Here is a 21,187-nt window from a genome sequence, read left to right on the forward strand (position 1 = left end):
CGGCACTCGAAAAGCTTTGCGCCGATCGCGCCTTTGCGGTTCCAATAGACAGTGCGATGACAACGAGCGGATTGCGGATGACCGAACGACCCACCCTCGCCGGGGGCGCCACCCTCGCCATCACGGGCTCCGGCGGCAGCGGGGCGGTCACGGCGGGTCTCATCCTGCTCGCCGCGGTCGGTCGCGCCGGCTATTTCGGCCTGCTCGGCCGCTCGGCCGGTCCGCAGATTCGCGGCGGCGAGTCCGCGGCCATGCTGCGCTTCGGGCCGCAGCCGATCGAGTGCATGGGTGATCGCTTCGACCTGCTCGTGGGATTGGACTGGGAGAACGTCGCCCGCTTTGCCGACGAGCTGCCCCTCGATCGCAACAGTCTTATCTTGACCGACGCGCAGGCCGGGCCGATCCCCGAGATCCTCGTCCGCTCCGGCGCGCAGGTGCGAAGCCTGCCCTGGAAGGCGCTCGCCGATGCCGAGACGGAAGGCCGGGTGAACATGGTCGCGCTCGGTATGGTCGGCGCGATGCTCGGGCTGCCGCTGGACGCACTCGAAGCCGGCGTTCGTGCGACGCTCGGCGGCAAGGGCGGCCGCATCCTGACCCCCTCCTTGGATTGCGTCCGCTCCGGGTATGCGGCAGCTGCCGCTGCGCCCGTGCCATCAACCACGCTTCACCCAGCCGTCGCGCGCTGGAACATCAGCGGCAACGAGGCCGCAGGGCTGGGCGCCGTTCGCGGCGGGGTGCGATTCGTGGCCGCTTATCCCATCACCCCGGCGAGCGAGGTGCTGGAGTGGCTGGCACCCCGCTTGGAGCTGCTGGGCGGGTCGTTGCTCCAAGCCGAGGACGAGCTGGCCTCGATCAACATGATCATCGGCAGCTCGTTCGGCGGCGTGCCCTCGCTGACGGCGACCTCCGGCCCGGGTCTAAGTCTTATGGTTGAGGGCTTGGGTCTTGCCGTGGCGAGCGAGACCCCGGTCGTGGTCGTCAATGTCCAGCGCGGCGGTCCTTCGACCGGCATCCCGACCAAGTCAGAGCAGTCCGATCTCAACATCGCGCTTTACGGCCTGCACGGCGACGCCCCGCATCTCGTCCTGGCGGCTTTAGGGATTCGCGATTGCATCGACACGGTCGAATGGGCGGTCGGTCTGGCCGAGCACCTGCAGACGGTCGCGATCGTGCTGTCGGACCAGATGCTGGGTCAGTCGCGTGCGATCATCGACCCACCCGGCGACCAGGCGTTCGGGGCATGCACGAGGCCGCACATGCGACGGCTGATTGCCGGTGCCGCCGATTCCGATCACCGGCGTTATCGGCCGGCGCCGGACGGGGTCTCGCCGATGGCCTTGCCCGGCGTGCCGGGCGGCATGTATACGGCCGAGGGTCTTGAACACGGCGCGGGCGGTACGCCGTCGAGTCGCGCGATCGACCATGCCGAGCAGCTCGGTAAACGCCTGCATAAACTGACCGGCTTCGACTATGGACCGAGTTGGGCCGAGATCCGGGGCGAGGGCGACCATCTGCTTTTGACCTGGGGTTCGTCGGCGGGGCCGGTCTTCGAGGCCGCCGAGCGTCTGCGTGACTCGGGCACTCCGACGCGGGTGATCGCCCTGCGCCTGCTGGAGCCACTGCAACGCGAGGCGCTGCTCGAGGCGATCGGATCGGCCGGCTCGATCCTGGTGGTCGAGCAAAACCAGACCGCACAGTGCTTCGCCTATCTTCATTCACAACAGGCGCTCCCGGCGCATGCACGCTCCTATGCACGCGCCGGCCCCTTACCCTTGCGTCCCGCCGAGATCATGGGCGCGCTGATCGAATGTCATGAGCGCGAGGAGACTTGAGATGGATGCCGCCAGCATCACCCCGACCCTCCGAGCCAAGGACTACAAGTCCGAGGTTGCACCCGTTTGGTGCCCCGGCTGCGGACATTTCGCCGTCCTTTCCGCCGTCACCAAGGCACTCGCGCATCTGAAGCTCGCCAAGGAGCGCGTCGCCATGATTTCGGGCATCGGCTGCTCTTCCCGACTGCCGGCCTATGTCGACGCCTTCGGCTTCCACGGGATTCACGGCCGTGCGTTGCCGCTTGCCTCCGGGCTTAAGGCGGCTCGGCCTGATCTCACCGTCATCGTAACCGGCGGCGACGGCGACGGCTTTTCGATCGGGGGCAACCACTTCCTGCACGCCTGTCGACGCAATATGGACCTGACCTATATCGTGATGGACAACGAGGTCTACGGCATGACCAAGGGTCAGGCCTCGCCGACCACGCAGCCGGATTGGGCCAAGAGCAAGCTCACGCCGCACGGCACCGGCATGCGGCCCTTCCTGCCCACCGCGATTGCGCTTGCGGCCGGCGCGAGCTTTATCGCCCGAGGCTTCGCGGGCGATCCCAACGGATTGACCAAGCTGTTGGTCGAGGCGATCGAGCATCCCGGATTCGCTTTCCTGCAGGTCTTGAGTCCCTGCCAGACTTTTCGCCCGGAGCAAAAGGAGTGGAAGCATCTGGTTCACCCCGTCGACATGGCGCCCACCGCCGATTCCGTCGAGGCCGCGCGCTCTATCCAGGCCGACGACGGTATGGCGCTAGGCCTGTTCTATGCCCGGCGGCTCCCGGTCTGGCAGCCGCAAAACCAGGCGACTGCGACCCCGGCGGATCTGGAGCGGGAGTTTGCGCTATGAGCACCCCTTCGAATCAGCGCATCGAGTCCGTCGCCGAGTTTCTGGTGCACGCCCTCGAGCTCGAGCACGAATCGGCCGAGCGTTACCGCCAGCTCGCCGAGACCATGAGCCTGCACCATAACCACACGGTCGCCGCCGTCTTCCGACTCCTTGCAGACATGAGCGAAGCACACGCCTCGGAGGTGACCGCCCGTGCGGAAGGAATCCGGCTCCCGGAGATCGCCCCCTGGGACTTCAAATGGGCCTGTCCCGGCAGCCCCGAGGTCGATTGCGACGACTTCGACGTGAACTATCTGATGACGCCGCTCCAAGCCTTCGAGCTGGCGCTGTACAACGAGATCCGCGGCCGCGACTTCTACGCCTTCGTCGCGACCGATTCACCGGAGCCGAAGGTTCGCGCCCTCGCTGCCGAGATGGCCGCCGAAGAGAACGAGCACGTCGAGCTGGTCACCACTTGGGTCGAACGCGAGCGCCTGGTTGCAACCCGGATGCCCGAGGATCTGGATCCGCCGAATCTACAGGGCTGAAGCCCGACCCTCGCCGCTTGCCACGGGCGAACTGAACACCTGGGCCTGCCGGGTCGTTTACTCGGCTGGACGCCTCAACGTTCTGTTCGACCAAAGCCAGCCCCGACCATGACTGCCGACGAGCTGTCCTCACCCTTCGGCGTCAGTAAGCGCACGGGCTCGACGCAATCGAGCGCGATCCTTAAACGGCTCAGCTCACACCCAGGCGATCCAAATTGGACACTTCCCAGCCGCCTTGCCGACAACCCGCGGGCCTGGATGATCCAGTTGAACGGCTTCATCCTCGACGCCGGAAAGGCCCCTCGCGAGATTCGAGAAGAGACATTGCGGCTCGGGTTGATCCCCGATCTGCCATAAGCCATCCGTGATCGAAGACCGCCTCGCGCTGATCGTAGCCGTAGGGACAAGCGCGACGCAGTCCACCACCGCCGGCGCGGAGTTCGGTGGACTTCGCTCTCGCTCGTTCACCCTACGGCCTGGAATATGAGCAACGCCCCACAGACCGGCAAGCCCGTTCCCGGCATCGACCATCGGTCGACTTAACGAGATCCGGCAGTTGAGCGGCTCCTGGGGTGCGTCCCGCTCCGTGTCCGGCAAGGCGCGACGAGGGCGATCGTCGCGAATCGACAGCACGCCGGGATCGACGACTTGCAGTCGTCCTCTTCCGCTGCCCTTACGGCCTGCGGGGTCGAGTTCTTGCCGGCGGTCAGGGATCGTCATGGGTGGGGTACGACCGACAATGCTATGCTCGCGACAGGGTTTGGGAAGCGTGCACGGCAGTCGTGCACCATTGGATGCGCGCGTGCCGGGCGAGACGCCTTCGCCATGCCACGGAACAGATCGGCAACTTTGACCAGCAAGGGCTTCAGCGGCGACGAGGAGACGAAGAGGAATGGATCCGGTTGTCGTGATTGACTTCGAGACCACCGGTCTCTCTCCGGGCATGGGTGATCGTGCGACCGAGATCGCGGCCGTCTTGATCCGCGACGGGCGCATCGCCGATCACTACCAGAGCCTGATGAATGCCGGTGTGCGCATCCCGTCCTTTATCGAGCACCTCACCGGGATCAGCAACGCCATGGTGCGCGAGGCACCGCCGGCCGGCCAGGTCATGGCCGAGGTCGCGGACTTCGTCGGCGACTATCCCCTGGTCGCCCACAACGCCTCGTTCGACCGCAAATTCTGGGATGCCGAGCTGGCGCGCATCGGGCGCAGGACCCCGCAGGCCTTCGCCTGCTCGATGTTGGTCTCCCGTCGCGTCTTGCCCCAAGCACCCAATCACAAGCTCGGTACCCTGGTCGAATACGCCCGGTTACCGGTCACCGGCCGCTATCACCGGGCACAGGCCGATGCCGAGATCGCCGCGCATCTGACGCTCTATCTGGAGTGGGCCTTGATGGATCGGTTCGGACTCACGGAGGTTAAGCACGACCTGCTCGGGCGGATTCAGCGGACGGCGAAGACGCAGCTTGAAAGCTGCATTGCGCGTTACGGCGGAGCCGGCGCGTCGGCAGCGGCAAGCGGATGAGCGTTGCGACAGGGGTGTCTTGATGCCGACAGAGTGCGTATCACGGAACTTCGGATATCTGCGGGCCTACGGGCAACAGCTTGATCGCCTCGGCGCCCTGGCGGAGCGCTATTTCGCCGATGATCCCTCAACCTGCCTGATCAAGCTCCGCCAGTTCGGCGAGGAATTGGCCCGCCAAGTGGCCGCGCGGAGCGGTCTTCTCGCGACCCCGGAGGAGCTGCAATCGGACCTGTTGCGTCGTCTCAAGTTCGAGCGGGCGGTACCTCCCGAGGTCCTCGACCTGTTTCACCAGGTCCGGATTATCGGCAACCGCGCGGCCCACGATGGATACGGCGACCACCGGGATGCCCTGACGACGCTCAAGATCGCCCGGCAACTGGCGATCTGGTTTCACCGGACCTTCGGAAAGGATGCCGGTTTCAAGCCCGGCCCGTTCGCGCCGCCCAGCGCACCGCAGGCTGCTTCGGAAGCCCTCATGGAGGAGCTGGAGCAGCTGCGCGCCGAACGGGCTCAACTGCTCGGCGAGGCCGAGAAGGCGCGGGAAGCGGTCGAGGCGGCGAGGGTCGCTTATGAAACCACCGAGGCCCGCGCCCGCCGGATCGACGAGGAACGAGAGCTGTGGGCCGCGATTGCGCAGGACGCGGAGGACCAGAAGAACGCGGCGCTGGCCGACCTGCTTGCCCTCCAGGCGGCCGCCGCCCAAGCCACGCCGCAGCAGAAGACTCGCCGACAGCAACAGGCCGAGCAAGCCGCCAAAGGGATCGATCTGGACGAGGCCGCGACGCGCGCCATCATCGACGAGCAACTGCGCATCCGAGGCTGGGAAGCCGATTCCAAGATCCTGCGTTACAGCCAGGGCGCGCGTCCGGCCAAGGGCAGGGCGATGGCGATTGCCGAATGGCCGACCGGGAGCGGTCCGGCCGACTACGCGCTCTTCTATGGCTTACCCTGTCTCGGCACGGTGGAGGCGAAGCGCGAACGCAAGAACGTCTCCGCCGCCGTCGATCAGTCCGAGCGCTACGCACGCGACATCATCCTCAAGGACGGCGAGGCGGAGGCGAGCGGGGGTCCCTGGGACGCCTACCGGGTCCCCTTCGTCTTCGCGACCAACGGACGTCCCTATCTCAAGCAGATCGAGACCGAGAGCGGCATCTGGTTTCGCGATACCCGCAAGGCCACCCATCACCGCCGCGCCCTGAACGACTGGCCGACGCCCGACGGGCTCAAGGCCCGGTTGGAGATCGACATCGAGGCCGCCCAAGCGGCCCTCAAGACCCAGCCAATGGTGTTCGGTTTCCCCTTGCGGCCCTATCAGCAGCAGGCGATCGAGGCGGTCGAGCGGAGCATTGCCGAAGGCTTGCGATCCCTCCTGGTCGCCATGGCCACCGGTACGGGCAAGACCAAGCTCGCCATCGCCCTGCTTTTTCGCCTGCTCAATGCCAAGCGCTTTCGCCGCGTCTGCTTCGTGGTGGATCGCAGCGCCCTGGGACAGCAGACCGGCGGTGAGTTCTCATCCACCAAGGTGGTCGGGATCAAGACCTTCGCCGACATCTTCGATCTCAAGGGCCTGGACGTCGCCGGTCCAGAGCCTGAGACCAAGGTCCACATCTGCACCATTCAGGGCCTCGTACGCCGGGTGCTCTACAACGCCGATCCTGCTGATGTCCCGCCCATCGATCAGTACGATCTGATCGTCATCGACGAGTGCCACCGGGGCTATCTCCTCGACCGCGAGCTCTCCGACGGCGAGCTCAGCTTCCGCAGCGAGGCGGACTACATCTCCAAATACCGCCGGGTCCTGGAGCACTTCGACGCGGTCAAGATCGGCCTGACCGCGACGCCCGCCCTGCATACGGTGCAGATCTTCGGCGATCCGGTCTACACCTACTCCTACCGCGAGGCGGTCGTCGACGGCTACCTGATCGACCACGAGCCGCCGATCCAGATCACCACGGCCCTCTCGCAGGCCGGGATCCATTTCGGCAAGGGCGAGCGGATCGAGCTCCTCGATACCAAGACCGGCAAGATCGACCTGTCCCATGTCCCGGACCAGATCGACTTCGAGGTCGAGGCCTTCAACAAGCAGGTCGTGACGGTCAACTTCAACAGGGTCGTAGCCGAGGAGCTGACCAAGCACATCGATCCGGACCTGCCCGGCAAGACCCTGGTCTTTGCCGCAACCGATGCCCATGCCGACATCGTCGTCGCTCAGCTCAAGAAGGCGTTCAAGGCGCGCTACGGCGAGATCGAGGACGCCGCCATCCGCAAGATCACCGGCAGCGTCGATCAGGTCAGCGGCCTGATCCGCTCCTATCGCAACGATGACCTGCCGAAGATCGCCGTCACCGTCGATCTGCTGACCACCGGGATCGATGTCCCCAAGATCACGAACATCGTCTTTCTGCGCCGCGTCAACAGCCGCATCCTCTACGAGCAGATGCTAGGCCGGGCGACCCGGCGTTGCGACGAGATCGGCAAGGAGACCTTCCGCATCTTCGACGCCGTCGATCTCTATCCGCATCTCCAGAACCTGACCGACATGCGCCCGGTCGTGGTCAATCCCTCGATCGGCCTGGAGCAGCTCTTCGAGGAGCTCGCCAAGGTCGAGACGGACGCGCACCGCGAAGAGATCCGCGACCAAATCCTGGTCAAGCTGCGTCGCCGTCTCGGCAAGCTCTCCGGCGAGGCCCGCGAGCAGTACGAGGCGAATGCCGGTGAAACGCCCGAGGCGACGCTGAAGCGCTTGGCGGAGCAGCCGCTCGATACGAGCGTCGTCTGGATCGCTTCAAGGCCCGGTCTTGGCCGTATCCTCGACTGGGAACCGGAGGCGTATGCGCCGCGCCGAATCCCGATCTCGTCTCACGATGATCGGATTGCCGAGGTCGTGCGCGGCTACGGGTCCGCCGACAAACCCGAGGATTTTCTCGACGGCTTCACCAGCTACGTCCGCAACAACGTCAACAAGATCGCCGCCCTGACCGTCGTCGTGCAGCGCCCGCGCGAGCTGACCCGCGCCCAGCTTCGCGAGCTGCGCCTTGCGCTCGACAAGCTGGGTTATTCCGATGCCAACCTGCGCCGGGCGTGGCAGGATGCCAGGAACGAAGAGATCGCCGCCTCGATCATCGGATTCGTCCGTCAGGCCGCCCTCGGAGACGCGCTGATCCCCTTCGAGGAACGGGTCCGCGCCGCCATGCAGCGCATCCTCGCCAAACACCCCTGGAGCGATCCGCAGCGCAAATGGCTCAAGCGCATCGCCGAGCAGATCGAGCGCGAGATCGTAGTAGACCGCTCGGCGCTCGACCGTGAGCCCTTCCAGGCGCATGGCGGCTTCAGCCGTCTCAACAAGGTGTTTGATGGCCAGCTCGAAGCCGTTCTGGGCGAGCTGAACGAGGCGCTTTGGGACGAGGCAGGATGAGCAGACTTGATTCCGAGGAAAAAGAAATTCTGGAGGCATTTGAGTCCGGAAATCTCAAAAGGGCAAAAAGTGCCGTTGACGAGATGAAGGCTCATCAAGCCATTGCGGACGCCACGTGCAGGAAGGACGCACGTCTCAGCATTCGCCTTTCCTCCAAGGATCTTCGTGCGTTACAGGCTCGGGCGTTGCGGTAAGGAATCCCATGCCAAACGCTGGTATCCAGCGTACTGCACAAGTTCGTCGATGGCCGATTGGTCGACAAATCGGCGAACAAGTAAAATGCAGTGAGTAGGTTGGGCAAAGCCCGCACGATGCGCTTGCAGAAGAACTGTGACGGTGGACGGGCGTGCCCAACCGGCCTACCTCCGAGCTTCGTCTTGAAAAATCGAGAAAACCGGAGCAGCGCCGACGCTTCGTTGTGCCTCGCACGGCTCGGCAAACCCACGCCCTGGATGACCGCTTATCACCCCGACCGAGCGCATGGCGAGCCGCACCCGAGGCGCCGCGCCTGCGGGTACGCCGACTTCATCCCGCCCCCGGCGTCGCTATAATCGACGCGGAACCATCCGCCGCACCCATTGGAGGCCATGATGTCTGTTGCACCTCAACCGCGTCTCTCGTTCGAGGACTGGCTCGCCATGGAGCGCGTTGCCGCGGACCAACGCAGTGAGTACGTCGGCGGTGAGGTCTTCGGGATGGCCGGCGGCACCGAAGAGCACAACCTGATCGTGCTCAATGTCGGCGCCGAGCTGCGCAACCAGCTTAAAGACAAACCCTGCCGCGTTTACCCAAGCGACATGAAGGTCCGCATCGCCTCGGATGACGTCGCCGCCTACCCGGACGTAATGGTCATCTGCGGCGAGCGCCAGTTCTACGACGACCGGCGCGATGTCGTCACCAATCCGACCCTGATCGTCGAGGTCCTGTCCGACTCCTCCGAGGCCTATGATCGCGGCGACAAGTTCCGGCACTACCGCAACCTGCCGAGCCTGCAGGCCTACCTGCTGTTGTCGCAATACCGCATCCAGGCCGAGCTGTTCCTGCGCCAGCCGGACGGGACTTGGAGCCTAAGCAGCTATCAAGACCCGTCGGAATCCATCCCCCTGCGCGTCGTCGACGCGGAGCTGTCGCTGGCCGAGGTCTACGACAAGGTTGAGCTCTCGAGATAGCCTCGCGAACCGTGCATTTGGCCCCGAACCCCGAACCCCGGACCAGGGAATTCCACCGCAACCGCTTCAATGAACCCGATGACCGACAATCGAACCCGCGACATCGTCGCCAAGCTCTGGAACCTCTGCCACATCCTGCGCGACGACGGGGTGACCTACAACGAATACGTCACGGAGCTGACCTTCCTGCTCTTCCTCAAGATGATGCAGGAGACCGGGCATGAAGACCGCATCCCGAACGGATACGGCTGGGAGGCATTGTCGAAGCGGGAGGGTCTCGACCAGCTCGAATACTACCGCCGCCTCCTGCTGGATCTGGGCGACACCAAGAAGACGCAGGACCCCACCATTCTCGCGATCTTCGCCGACGCGGGCACCAAGCTGCGCAAGCCCGCGAACCTCAAGTCCCTGACCATGGCCATCGACAAGTTGGACTGGTTCTCGGCGCGCGAGGAGGGCCTCGGTAACCTCTACGAGGGTCTGCTCGAGAAGAACGCCGCCGAGAAGAAATCCGGTGCAGGGCAGTATTTCACGCCGCGCCCGCTGATCGACTGCATCGTCCGTCTGACGAAGCCGCAGCCCGGCGAGGTGATCCAGGACCCGGCGGCAGGGACGGCGGGCTTCATCGTCGCCGCCGACCACGACATCAAGGTGCGCACCGACGATCTGTTCGAGCTGACCGAGAACCAGGCGTTCTTTCAGCGCCATCTCGCCTACCGAGGGGCCGAGCTGGTTCCGGACGCACATCGGCTTTGCCTGATGAACCTGATGCTGCACGGCATCGAGAGCAGCGTCGCCTGCGCCGACACCCTCTCGCCCGACGGCGAGGCCCTCGGCAAGGCGGATCTCATCATGACCAATCCGCCCTTCGGCACCAAGAAGGGCGGGGGCAGGCCGAACCGCTCCGATTTCTCGATCACGAACGACACCTCGAACAAGCAGCTCGCCTTTGTCGAGCACATCGTCCGTGCGTTGAAACCCGGCGGACGCGCCGCCGTCGTCGTGCCCGACAACGTCCTGTTCGAGGACAACACCGGACGACGCTTGAGGACCTGGCTCATGGAGTTGTGCGACCTGCATACCGTCCTGCGCCTGCCGACCGGCATCTTCTACGCGCAAGGCGTGAAGACCAATGTGCTCTTCTTCACGCGCGGGAAGAACGACAAGGCCAACACCAACGCCGTCTGGGTTTACGACCTGCGGGCCAATATGCCCGCGTTCGGGAAGACACGACCGCTCACCGTGGCCGATTTCGCGGAGTTCGAGGCCGCGTTCGGCGATGATCCTTACGGCAAGGCGGAGCGGACCGATCAGGGCGAGACCGGGCGGTTTCGCTGTTTCACGCGTGAGCAGATCAAGCCCGGATGTTTCATAAACCGACACAGCCGACACTGGCCTCGCGGATTTGCGCGGCGCTGGGCGTCACCGAGGGCGATGACCGGGACGCCGCGGGGGTTGAATGGTGGAAATACCGAGCGGCAACGGGCTTGATCAACGGGGCACGAGTAGTTTTGTCGCCGCGCAGGCGTACGATGCCCTGCCCGAGGTGGGCATAGTCGTCGTGCGCGTGCTGAAATCCCCGTGCGGGGATGTATGTGCGTCTAGGCGGGCGCCGCCCGGGCTGCGCGTTGAAGAGCCTCTCGGTGACCTGCTGCAACAGCGTCTTGACCGGACAGCTCGAGGGCAGGTGCAGGCGCACGCGGTCTTTGTACTGCACCACGCGCACGGCGAGCTTGAACAGTTTGATGATCACGGTGGCAGGCTGGGCGTTGGCCAGTTCCGTGCCGACGAGGACCTCGGTGCGCAGCGTTTGGTGCAAGACGTAAGCGGCGCAGGAGAAGAACAAGCGCATCTGATTGGCCAAGAAGGTGCTGTCGGAAGTGCGATCGCTGGCCAGATCGTTCTTGATCATTTTGATGAAGTTCTCGTCCTGGCCGCGCGCGCAGTACAGATCGCGGTAGACGCACTCGGGACTGGGCAAGTCCAAGGAGGTGACGACGAAGCGGAGGTTGTCGCCGCGCGCCGTCACCTCGGCTTTGAGGATGGTCCGACACGCGCCGGGCCAGGAACCGGCACGGTAGTCAACCTCGTGGTAGGTGCGGGTCCGCTCGGGTACGTCGGCGTCGGCGCGCCGGGCGTTCTCGATGCGCAGCGCATGGAGCTTGCGGGCGTCGGCCAAGAACGGCTCGGCCCGTGGCGTGAGAGCCCGGTTACCCGCCAGGCCGAAGATGAAATCCGTCAACGGATCGGCCATCGCCAAGGCCATCAACTCGGGGTTGGAGAAGTGTCCGTCGCCGCGCAGGATGATGCGTGTGCGTGGCCACGCGGCCCGCAGCCGCTTGAGCACGCGCTTGAGGATCATCGCGTTCTCGGCGCCGGTGGGGCGCTTGCCGGGACGCAGCACCGCGGTGATGAACTTCCCCGAGAGGCCCTCGAAGAGAAACAGCGGCAAGTAGCAATGGTTGCCGTAGTGATGATTGTAGAACGCGAACTCCTGCTGGCCATGGGTGGCGTCTTCGGAGTGGTCCATATCGAGCACGATCACCTGCGGCGCCTTCGGGTAGCTGGCGATGAAGGCCTCGACGAAGGCCTGCGCCATGCGGTAGAGGTCGCGCGCGCCGACCCCATTCTCCAAACGCGAGAAGGTCGGCCCGCTGGCCAGGTCCGTCGTCGCATCCAGCGGCTTGCGCTCCAGCCCCAGCTTGAACAGCGCATCACGGCGCAGCGCATTGGCGTCGTTGCCGTCTTCGTAAGCACAGGCGATCTGGTAGACCCGTTGCGCGATCAGCTCACGCATCGGATGGGTGGTGTAGGACGGATGGCGCCAATCATCGATCGCTGCGCTCAACCGCTCGGTCAGGCCGATCTGCCGATCAACCCCGCGCAGAATCATGGGGCCAAAGTCAGACGACATGGCGCCGCCGTCGAAGTCGCCGCGGACCGTGAAACCGGCGACCGGGGGAAAACGCAGCTGTTCCGGGGTAGACTCGGGCATGGGCGACCTCGTTTAGCTTCTTCCGAAGCGTTCTTGGCGGAACAGCCATTTTATCAATGGGTTGAACGAGAGTCGCCCTTTTTTATGAAATATTCGGGCAAGGAACGAAACGATAACCTCGATATCGCCTGGTTGCGCGACGAGAGCGAGGACATCGAGGAGCGGTTGAGCGATCCCGACGACATCGCTGCTGCCATCATCGTGCATTTGCGCGCGGCGCTCGAGGAGATCGAGGGGTTGACGGAGGAGGCCGAGGCGGTGGCTTTGGTGCCGGAGGAGGCTGCGTGAGGGAGCTTTCCAGGGGGTGGATAACGGCACGTCTAGGTGATCTTGGTATCTGGTCAAGCGGCGGAACTCCGTCTCGGAAGACTGCCGATTATTTCGGTGGCGATATTCCCTGGGTTAAGACGGGTGATCTAAGCGACTCTTTTGTCGAGGAAAATCGAAGAGACTATTACTGCAAGTGGATTGAAAAACAGCTCCGCTAAGTTGTTTCGGGGGGCGTCGCTGGACGCTCCAGGGGGTTCCCCAGCCAACTAGCGCAAAGACGGTGAAAGCATCTTTGTACGAGTGCATTCATGAATATGACCGAAAACGGCGACTTCACTTTTCCACGTTCTCTGTTCGAGATATGGTACCTAGAAAGTTTGCTGCTCGCCAATGATCATCTTGGAACCGAGACCCTAACAAGCCTCAATTTCCGGACGACTGTTATAAAAACCGGCGAGTCACTAATAGTAACTTTAGCAATAAGATCAGGGCTTCTTGTTCACCGTCGCTCCACTAGGGTAGCGGGTCTGGATAGTGGTTGGAGGTGGCTCTGTGACTTAGGAATACCATTGAGCCAAGCTATGGCCATCTCGGAATTTGGGCGTCGACTGACGGTCCGAAAAGAACCGGAGATTTATCTCTCCGTTCCCAGAAGAAGCAGTGCAGATAGCACTTGGTCGCAAGACTCTATCGAACCCGATCAATTCAAGAGGCTTCTTTCTTTGGGATGGCTCGCCGCCTCAGGCTGGGTTGTGCTACCGCCAATTGATGGAAACATCATAAAGGAGACAGCGCGTCAGCTGGATGCCGTGGTAGATTGGTCGGAACCTGCTCGACTGATGGTGAGCGACGGTCAGATGACTCTGTGGGCGAGGCAGGCGAATGAAAACGAGACGGTTGCCGAGTTCGAGCTTGGGAGATCGGCAATTCCCGATGCGAGTTTTACTATCCCACGCTGGCTTATTTCAAGTTTTTTTGTTGAGCCTTTAGAGCAATACCAACTAGCCTTTTGCGTTGAACGTAGGGAAGCCGCTCTCTTGCTTCCAAATAATTCTGCTTTAGTTTTTAACACCGAAGTGCGTGGGCTAAAGAAGCAAACCTCGTTACCCAGTACTCGGCATGTGTTGAGGAAACGAGAAGAGGGGGACTTGTTTTCCTTCCTTCACCTATTGGACGGAAAAGGGAGCGACAGATCGCCTTCTTGGCTGGATAATTTTGACGATCTTTTTCTTGAGACGATGAGGTATCTTTCTTATTCGCCTGGTGATCCATGTGCGACGTTTGAAATTTCCGAGGATGGTGGAGGTTTCTTCGAAGTCGCACGATTCGATAGCGGCCATGGCGCAGGTAAGTTCTTCAGTCTAAATTTCTCGCATCACCATGACCACCAATCCTTCCAAGAAATGTGTTCGGAGGTAATGAAAGAAGTTGAGCTCGAAATGTTTGGTGCTTGTGGACGTTCACTCTCGGAAGTATCGTGGGCTTGTGTTACGTTTCGCGACTGCGCCCTTCACAAGCTTCGTGGCCAAGTAAGGCAAATCTTGAGTATCGTTTGGGGCTTCGTCCCGCAATCGTTCAGCAGGGTTGTATGGCGTAACCTTCATAAACGCTATTCGCGGTCAGAACAAATTCTTGACTGCCAACCGAAACGCGAACGCATAGAAGTCGTCCGCTTCGACCGTGATCGAGAACCCCGTGACTTCACAAAGGCCCTCTATGACAACAGCTGCCAGGCGTGCGGCTATAAGATCGTTGGCCCCAACGAAACCGGGTGCTCTGAAGTTCACCATATCCGACCCCTGAGCGAAAGCGGTCCGGATGTAGTTGGTAACATGCTAGTGCTATGCCCTACGCATCACAAAGAATTCGACTTGTCGATTCTGGCTATTGATCCAGATTCCTTCCGTATTTCTTCTCTAGCCTCCTCGCATCCTTTGCATGACCAGGCTCTTCGCATTCGCAGCGAACATCGGCTTGACCTTCACTGTCTCAAATGGGCTAGGGAACGCCAAGAGGCTTTAGCCCAACAAATGCCCAAGCCGGTTGAACGCTGACGGCTTCAAATTGTGCAGTCTCTTAGAGCGTACTTCCAACTAACCCATGTTGTTCCGAGGCTATCACCGAGAATAACGTTAGAATCATTTTGGCAGTCGCAGAGAAGCACGAAATACAGGGAATTCGGACCGATGGAGACCTGAATACTTGGCGACCTTCCATTTCTTTGGCCTCAAACGGTAAGGCTCGGGAGCACCCAGCCCTCCCCGGACAAGTCCGTTTCTCCGTCGTCTCCCTAATTCAAACGGTGCGTAGATAGGCTTCATCGCAAAGGAAGCGCTGGGCGGTATGGATCTTCTGGGGCCTGCCGGAGTCGCCTCGTTTACATAATTCTCCGTCAAGACAGCCAACTCCGTCTCCTCAAAGATCAGAGCCAGCTTCTGCGGTCCGGTCATCTTGGCCCTGACCTCGGGGTCGACCACCGCCTCAATGTCCCCAGCCCCTGGGAAAAAGTCATGTAGACGAGACTTCAGCGGTGCATAGTCCGTGTCGAGGAAGATCAGCTTGTCGGGAGAGCTTTCCTGGTCCCCGGCTCGAAGGATCTGATCCTGAACCTGGCAGCATTCTGCTTGGTCGAGATGATCAGGTGAGCATTCCGGGTGGCAAGGTACATAAGTTCCATGACAGCACCGGAGTCGAGCCACTCTCCAAGTGATTTCAAGATCCATTCCCGGCACGCATGGACCCGAAAACGGTCGAGCCCGGCCGTTTTCCCTTATTCAAAGATAGGATATCCGCGGTCGAAACTCTCCCATTCATCGAGCGCATCAGCCGAAAGTTCGCCGCCAATTCCTAGAGTCTCATCTGGGATGGTGAACTGACGCCCCGCTTTTACAACGATGTAGTCGACACCGGTCCTTGATTCAGAATCACCCTCAGGGTTGAATCTTTCGAATAAAAGACCGCCGGAATCACCGACGCAATATCTCGGGTTCTGCACAGTGTATCTCACGTCCTGATTACCAATGAGCCTCAGCCAACTTGAGCAGACGGTAGGGCATGGGCGGGGTTCGCGCGGCCGCAATGCCGAGGCGCGGCAGCATGGCCGCCAGGTCGAAGCGGCGATTGAACCGGTAGCAGAACTCCGCGAGGTAGCGCGGCAGATGTTGGGAGCTGGCCTTATGATAGGTGCCCCTCATCGCGGTCTTCACGTTGCCGAGGATGGTGTTGACCCACTTGCGCTCGGGCAACTCGACGCCGCCGGCGCCGCTGCCGGTCACCATGGCCTGGTGCTCGATGCCGGCATCCGCGATTCCGCGAAAGCAGGCGAGGCCGTCGCTGACGACGATGCTGTCGGGATGAATGAATTTGGCGGCCCAGTGCGCCAACTCGGTCTTGCGGAATCCTGCAACCACGCTCATGCGCAGCGCGATCGGGTGGCCCTTGTCGTTCTTGGCCACGGCGGCAACGAAGGGGGTCTTGTTGGGCGAGCCGCGTCCGGGGGTGCCGCCATGAACCTCGCCGCCCCAGTAGACGTCGTCGATCTCGATTACCCCGCTCAGTTGGCGATCGGCGTCGCGTTCGAGCATGACCTGCAGGAGCTTGTGCTTGACCTTCCAGGCCGTGGGGTAGGACACCCCGAGATGGCGCTTGAGTTCAAGCGCGGAGATGGCGTTTTTCTGTTGCGTGAGAAGATACATGGCGAGAAACCAGACGGTCAGGGGCAGCTTGGTGTAGGCGAAGATCGTCCCGGCGGTCAACGAGGTCTGGTGGTGGCAGTGCCTGCACTGCATCAGCTCGCGCGTGCGCAGCGCCGTGAAGTCCTCGGCATGTCCGCACTCAGGGCAGACGAAGCCCGCCGGCCAGCGCCAGCCGAACAGAGCGTCGGCGCACTGCTCCTCGGTGCCGTACTGCGCAAGAAAGTCAGGCAAACTCAGACCCTTCTGAAACTGGATGAGGTTCTTGGCCATGGTGCAGACTCCCGGTGGTGGTCACGGCACCAGTGTGCGACCGCCGGTGGCTCAAAACGTGAGCCTGCGGAGTCTCGTTGGTAATCAGGTCTCACGTTGACTTTCAAACGCAGCCCAGCGGCGACCGAACCCAGTGGACTCTGGACTTCGTCTGAAATAATGCGGATGCCCGCACTAATATTATCGTAATAGGATCGCCAAATGGCATCTCGATAGGTAGAACGATCGCCGCCCACACTGATGTATAAAAACACGAAAGAGTACAACCACATGACGGCATCGGAAGTGCATCGCAATTCGTATTGTGTGCTCCGGAAATTGTATATAATGCTCAGTTCATTATTCAGCGTTGAGATCCCACTCCTGGAATGAATCGCCGCATTTCTCATGAGCTTTAGCAACCTGTAGGTCTCCCGAAAAATGACCTCGCTGTCGTTGCCTGAAGACAGACCGTCATATCGTTTCTTAAATGACAACCCATCCAGGGTCGGATATTTCAGATCGATGAAGCTATCAACTAATGTGAAGATTAACATCTGAACTAGCAGCCGATTGCGTGCGATTTCGTTGAGTCGTACTCGAGCAATGCTGAAGATTTTTTGTTCCCACTTTCCGTCTGGCAAGAGTTTGACCTCCCTAAACTCTGGAAACAGAAGGGGCAGATCGCTTTTCTTGATGAATGCGAGAGTTTGTTTTACGTATTCATTGTTCATCAGTTCACCTCCCAGTCCGAAGTATTATCCCGTAGGTCAAAAGGGGTCACCATTTGTTGCGGCCTGGCAAGGCCGAGGGGAAAACGGGGACAGACCCTGAGGTATCCCCACGAATTCATCCCCCACAAACCCCGTCGGCGAGCAGGGCGTCATGGTCGCTCGCAACCCATCGGTCCGGTGGCGCGATGGCCGTGAGCACCTCATCGAGCACATCGCGGGTACTGTCGAGGATGAGCAGCAGACGCGCGAGGAAGATCCGCGAGTAGACGCGACGCTTGCCGTTGCCCGGATGCAGCCGGCGGTGGATGCCGGCGCGCTCGGCCGCGGTACCGATCAGCCAGAGCAGGAACGCGGCCAGCGAGGCGATCAGCACCAACACCGTAAAGCGTTCTGTGCCGCGCGAGCGGCTACGCTCCAAGCCCTCTCCGAAGTGTAAGTTCTTCATGTCGCGAAAGCTTTGCTCGATTTGCATGCGCTGGGCGTAGAGGCGCACCAGCCGCTTGGCCGGCCACTCGGCGAAGCGGGTCGAGGCGACCAGCAGCCAGGGCTCTTTGGCGCTGCGGGCGTTTTGCGTGCTGGCCTTGGAGCGCGCTCGCCGCCCGAAGGTGGTCTTGCCGCGACGGCCCTTGGGCGGTCGACGCACCAAGGCGAAGACGGCGCGCAGCGGATTGCTGCGCACCCACTCGCCCTCGCCGAGCGCCGTCGGGGTGGCCGTCGCACGCGCGAAAAGCGTCTTGCAGCTGCTCCAGCGCGACTTCAGCCGCACGAAGTCGCGCCCGCGCACCCGTCCGACCCAGCGCCAGCCCAGGGCTTGCACCTCGCGATAGAAGGGAACTTTGAAGCCCGCGTCGGCGATGATGATCGGCGCCACCCCCGGCGGCATCAGGGTGCTCAGGTGGCGCAGAAAGCGCGCGTGCACCGCCGCGTTGTTGAGTTTCTTCTGTGGGTGCACCTCCTCGTAGAGGGTCAGACTGCGTCCGCCCACCGGCAGCGATGCGCGCAACAAGTGCAGCGACTGGTCGGCCTTCAGATCCGACCAGTCGATCAGGATCAGCGGTTCGCGTACGCGCGCCAGCGTCACGCGGCACAAGGCCCGATAGATCGATTTGGCCTCCCGGCGCAGATGCCGATTGCCGAGCAGGCGATCGGCGCGCTTGATCTTGTGGCGCAGCCCGACGGCGCCTCCGAAGCGCCGCCCCACATCGGTCAGCGACAACGCCGGCCCGCTCACGCAGGCCGCCACCGCGGCGAAAAGTGTCGCCAAACGTGTGCGGTGAATCGCCTGCAGCAACGGATCGAGGCAGCGGTGTAAGATGGTTCCTGCATGCACGAGGGGTCTCCTGGCGGGTTTCGTCGCTTTCCAGGGACAACGACCTCTCGTGCATGTTCAATCCTGTGCAAAGAATGCGATTTAACGCACTGAAAAAGTCTACATTATTTTGGGGATACCTCAGGGACAGACCACGTTTTTCTGCTAGACTTCGCGTACCCCTATTTCCCTGCCCGGTCCCGTTCCCCTGCCCAGACGCGCCCGGATCGTAGCCGCCGGTTATCCGATGCACGTGATCCTGCGCGGGATCGACCGGGCCGCGGTATTCTTCGACGACGCAGATCGGCGGTACTTCCTGGAGTGGCTGGGCGCGGCGGCGGCTCGCATGGAGGGGGTCAGGTCTTGCCTTTTGCCTTTCCAGGGGGCAGTAGGGTCACCCATTGCGCACTTCTGGCTTCGCTCCGTGAGCGGTCCGGGCCGTGTGGTACATGTGCAGAACATGGGGCCACGTCTCGAAATCACGCATACGTAATTTCAAGACGTGACCACGATGCTCGCGCAATTGGCCGGCACGTCTTTCGCCAGCCGTTCGGCACACTAAATGATGGACGCCGGTTGCGAGGTTCCAGTTGCGCGTCGGTCGCGTGTCCGTGCCGCCCGACACCCAGCCGCCGATGGCCCGGGTGCCTAGTCCGATAGGGAAGACGGGCTGATCGCTGATGCCGTCGGTCTTGGTCCACGGTCTTTAGAGCTCGCGGGCGGCGTCCGCGCTCAACAGGTTGTCCGCGGTGGTGTCGGCTCCGCTGGCCTTGACCTTGTCCTCGATCGTGCGGTCCACGGACACGTCCCCGGTGGCAACGGGCTCGACGGCGTCGGCGGTGCCTCGCATCTCCGGCCGGCGCCCCGCGTGTAACCCGGCGCCACGATCGGCGCTCGCCGCGGCGAGCGCGCCGGCGTCGAACAGCCGTACCTTGTAGATCGGCTCGGGCATCACGATGCCGGCACGGTCGAACGCCGATTTCACCGCGCGGATCGCCTCGCTGCGGACTTTCAGGAAGTCGACCTGCGTCTGATCGATCCACGCATAACAGCGCAAGATCACATTGGAATCGCCCAGCGATTGCACGACGACGAGCGGTTTTGGATCCTGCAACACGCCCGTCACCGCCAGCAGTGTGCTCAATGCCAGCGATTGCGCCGCGGGCAGATCTTGATCCGTGTCGACACCCACGTCGAATTCGAAGCGGCGCTCCCGATTGCGGGTGTAGTTCACGATCACGGCCTTGAACACCATGGCGTTCGGAATGCGAACGTGGTTGCCATCCGGCGACAGCAGTATCGTCGCGCGCGCGGTCAGCTTGATCACGTTGCCTTGATGGCCGTCGATATCGACGAAATCGTTGACCTCGAAGGGGTTGCGCAAGCTCAGCAGGATACTGGCGATATAATTTTCGACGGTGTCGCGCACCGCGAAGCCGACCGCCAAGCCGATGATCCCGGCCGCTCCGAGTATGGTACCCAGCAACGCGGTTGCATCGAGCAGACTCAGCGCCATCACCAGCCCCGCGATCACGAACGACAAATGCGTGAGCTGTCCGAGCAGGTGGGCGATGAAGTGATTTGGGGCGATGCGCCGGAACAACCCCTGACGGGCCGCCAGCCATCGACCGGTGATCCAAAAGAGCGCCAGGATGACGAGTGCAAGCAGAAACAGTGGCAGACCGACCAAGACCTGCTGCGCGAGCTTGACGCTCTTGGTCCACATCGCCCGCAGCCGTGGTTGCAGCTCGCGGTTGACGCTGATGGCGTTCTCGACCTTCACGACGCCTTCGACTTTACGGGCGAACGTCAGCGCCATGGTCTCCGTCGCGGCCGATTCGACTTCGCCGCTCAGGAACACGATTCCGCCGGAAACCCTGACCGACAACCCTTTCAGTCCCTGGATCTCCGCGTAAATGCTCTGCAGCCGCTGACGGATCTTCGCGTCGTCCTTCTCGGAGGTGCCAGCGGAGATCACCTGATCGCTCGCGGTTGCCGCCTCTTCTTTCTCGCCGGTCAGCAAGTCGGTCAACTCGTCCGCTCGCGGTGAAGCGGCGATCAGGAGGCAGGCCGAGATCAAACCCACAACGAAGAGCCGGTATCCGATCATCGGAACCCATTGCCCGCGCGCAATCCATCCGTGCGGAACGTCGCCTTTGTGCATGCTGAACCTCGCTACCAGATGAAGGCTTCCTCGTCCGTGCCGTCCCATATCCAGGCGCCGAGTCCGATACGGGAGACCTTCGCGAGGAAGCGGGGTCAATTCTTGAAATCACACAATGCGAAGGGAGCATCGTGGAGTGGCCGGCCTACTCAAAACCCCGATGCCTCTCGTTGAAGGATGCCGGGAGGATGTTGCACGACTAGCCTTCAGGAAGCGACGAGCGCGGTCTGGATCGCCACGGCGCGCTGGATCCCGATTGGGCCGCGTGAGGCAGATGCAGCTCGATGTGCAGGCCCGCCGAGGTGGCCATGTTGACCAGCGTATCCAGGCTAAACAATCCCCATCCGCGGTCCGGCTTTTCCTTGGCATCGACGGGTCCTTTCATCATGTTCTCCCGTCACGATTGAATCCGCTGCGCCCCGGCCAACGCTCGTCCCTTCCAGCCGGTTACAGGAGGTGATC

General features: G+C 62.1%; 17 protein-coding genes and 2 pseudogenes. 12 read left to right on the forward strand and 7 right to left on the reverse strand.

What is annotated here, in order from left to right:
* Positions 1 to 77 precede the first annotated feature (77 nt).
* The 10 genes and pseudogenes from LT988_RS18060 to LT988_RS18100 all read left to right on the forward strand — a co-directional run bounded on the left by LT988_RS18060 (position 78) and on the right by LT988_RS18100 (position 10,800).
* Entirely contained in the window at positions 78 to 1,832 is a 1,755-nt protein-coding gene (locus LT988_RS18060; protein WP_232406914.1) for a 2-oxoacid:acceptor oxidoreductase subunit alpha, read from the forward strand.
* Position 1,833: 1 nt separating this feature from the next.
* Positions 1,834 to 2,670 carry a 2-oxoacid:ferredoxin oxidoreductase subunit beta gene (locus LT988_RS18065; RefSeq protein ID WP_232406915.1) on the forward strand — a complete coding sequence of 279 codons (837 nt, stop codon included), beginning with the start codon at positions 1,834 to 1,836 and terminating at the stop codon, positions 2,668 to 2,670.
* A complete protein-coding gene (locus LT988_RS18070) occupies positions 2,667 to 3,197 on the forward strand; it encodes a ferritin-like domain-containing protein (RefSeq protein WP_232406916.1) in 531 nt (176 codons plus the stop codon). The genes LT988_RS18065 and LT988_RS18070 overlap by 4 nt, the downstream gene beginning before the upstream one ends.
* A complete protein-coding gene (locus LT988_RS25610) occupies positions 3,148 to 3,309 on the forward strand; it encodes a DUF6398 domain-containing protein (RefSeq protein ID WP_408648014.1) in 162 nt (53 codons plus the stop codon). Before LT988_RS18070 ends, LT988_RS25610 begins: the two co-directional genes overlap by 50 nt.
* On the forward strand, positions 3,306 to 3,554 hold the full coding sequence (locus tag LT988_RS18075) for a hypothetical protein (RefSeq protein WP_232406917.1): 249 nt from the start codon (positions 3,306 to 3,308) through the stop codon (positions 3,552 to 3,554). The genes LT988_RS25610 and LT988_RS18075 overlap by 4 nt, the downstream gene beginning before the upstream one ends.
* Positions 3,555 to 4,089: 535 nt before the next feature.
* Entirely contained in the window at positions 4,090 to 4,725 is a 636-nt protein-coding gene (locus LT988_RS18080) for a 3'-5' exonuclease (RefSeq protein ID WP_232406918.1), read from the forward strand.
* Between the two features lie 22 nt (positions 4,726 to 4,747).
* Positions 4,748 to 8,140 carry a type I restriction-modification system endonuclease gene (gene hsdR / locus LT988_RS18085; RefSeq protein WP_232406919.1) on the forward strand — a complete coding sequence of 1,131 codons (3,393 nt, stop codon included), beginning with the start codon at positions 4,748 to 4,750 and terminating at the stop codon, positions 8,138 to 8,140.
* Positions 8,137 to 8,418 (forward strand): annotated as a pseudogene (locus LT988_RS18090) (antitoxin). The gene hsdR and the pseudogene LT988_RS18090 overlap by 4 nt, the downstream one beginning before the upstream one ends.
* A 312-nt stretch (positions 8,419 to 8,730) precedes the next feature.
* Entirely contained in the window at positions 8,731 to 9,309 is a 579-nt protein-coding gene (locus tag LT988_RS18095) for a Uma2 family endonuclease (RefSeq protein ID WP_232406920.1), read from the forward strand.
* Between the two features lie 78 nt (positions 9,310 to 9,387).
* Complete coding sequence (locus LT988_RS18100; RefSeq protein ID WP_232406921.1) at positions 9,388 to 10,800, forward strand: class I SAM-dependent DNA methyltransferase; 1,413 nt, start codon at positions 9,388 to 9,390, stop codon at positions 10,798 to 10,800.
* A gap of 115 nt (positions 10,801 to 10,915) precedes the next feature.
* Here the strand turns inward: LT988_RS18100 and LT988_RS18105 are convergent.
* A pseudogene (locus LT988_RS18105) lies at positions 10,916 to 12,304 on the reverse strand (IS1380-like element ISTro1 family transposase); the annotation flags it as partial.
* An 84-nt stretch (positions 12,305 to 12,388) separates the two neighbouring features.
* On the opposite strand from LT988_RS18105, the gene LT988_RS18110 reads away from it, so the two are divergent.
* Both LT988_RS18110 and LT988_RS18115 read left to right on the forward strand, forming a co-directional pair.
* On the forward strand, positions 12,389 to 12,592 hold the full coding sequence (locus LT988_RS18110) for a hypothetical protein (protein ID WP_232406922.1): 204 nt from the start codon (positions 12,389 to 12,391) through the stop codon (positions 12,590 to 12,592).
* Positions 12,593 to 12,882: 290 nt separating this feature from the next.
* Entirely contained in the window at positions 12,883 to 14,628 is a 1,746-nt protein-coding gene (locus tag LT988_RS18115; RefSeq protein ID WP_232406923.1) for an HNH endonuclease, read from the forward strand.
* Positions 14,629 to 15,344: 716 nt separating this feature from the next.
* Here LT988_RS18115 and LT988_RS18120 read toward each other — a convergent pair.
* The 6 genes from LT988_RS18120 to LT988_RS18145 all read right to left on the reverse strand — a co-directional run bounded on the left by LT988_RS18120 (position 15,345) and on the right by LT988_RS18145 (position 21,113).
* Positions 15,345 to 15,569: a hypothetical protein gene (locus LT988_RS18120; protein WP_232406924.1), complete on the reverse strand. Its 225-nt coding sequence runs from the start codon at positions 15,567 to 15,569 to the stop codon at positions 15,345 to 15,347.
* A 19-nt stretch (positions 15,570 to 15,588) separates the two neighbouring features.
* Positions 15,589 to 16,539: an IS1595 family transposase gene (locus LT988_RS18125; protein ID WP_232406520.1), complete on the reverse strand. Its 951-nt coding sequence runs from the start codon at positions 16,537 to 16,539 to the stop codon at positions 15,589 to 15,591.
* Entirely contained in the window at positions 16,503 to 17,252 is a 750-nt protein-coding gene (locus tag LT988_RS18130) for a hypothetical protein (RefSeq protein WP_232406925.1), read from the reverse strand. The genes LT988_RS18125 and LT988_RS18130 overlap by 37 nt, the downstream gene beginning before the upstream one ends.
* A gap of 115 nt (positions 17,253 to 17,367) precedes the next feature.
* Entirely contained in the window at positions 17,368 to 18,582 is a 1,215-nt protein-coding gene (locus LT988_RS18135) for an IS4 family transposase (RefSeq protein WP_232406926.1), read from the reverse strand.
* 685 nt (positions 18,583 to 19,267) lie between these two features.
* Positions 19,268 to 20,725: a mechanosensitive ion channel family protein gene (locus LT988_RS18140; RefSeq protein WP_232406927.1), complete on the reverse strand. Its 1,458-nt coding sequence runs from the start codon at positions 20,723 to 20,725 to the stop codon at positions 19,268 to 19,270.
* Positions 20,726 to 20,924: 199 nt separating this feature from the next.
* A complete protein-coding gene (locus LT988_RS18145) occupies positions 20,925 to 21,113 on the reverse strand; it encodes a hypothetical protein (protein ID WP_232406928.1) in 189 nt (62 codons plus the stop codon).
* Positions 21,114 to 21,187 lie beyond the last annotated feature (74 nt).

Origin of the sequence: Thiocapsa bogorovii, from assembly GCF_021228795.1 — a bacterium.
In the GTDB taxonomy this organism is placed as follows: Bacteria; Pseudomonadota; Gammaproteobacteria; order Chromatiales; family Chromatiaceae; genus Thiocapsa; species Thiocapsa bogorovii.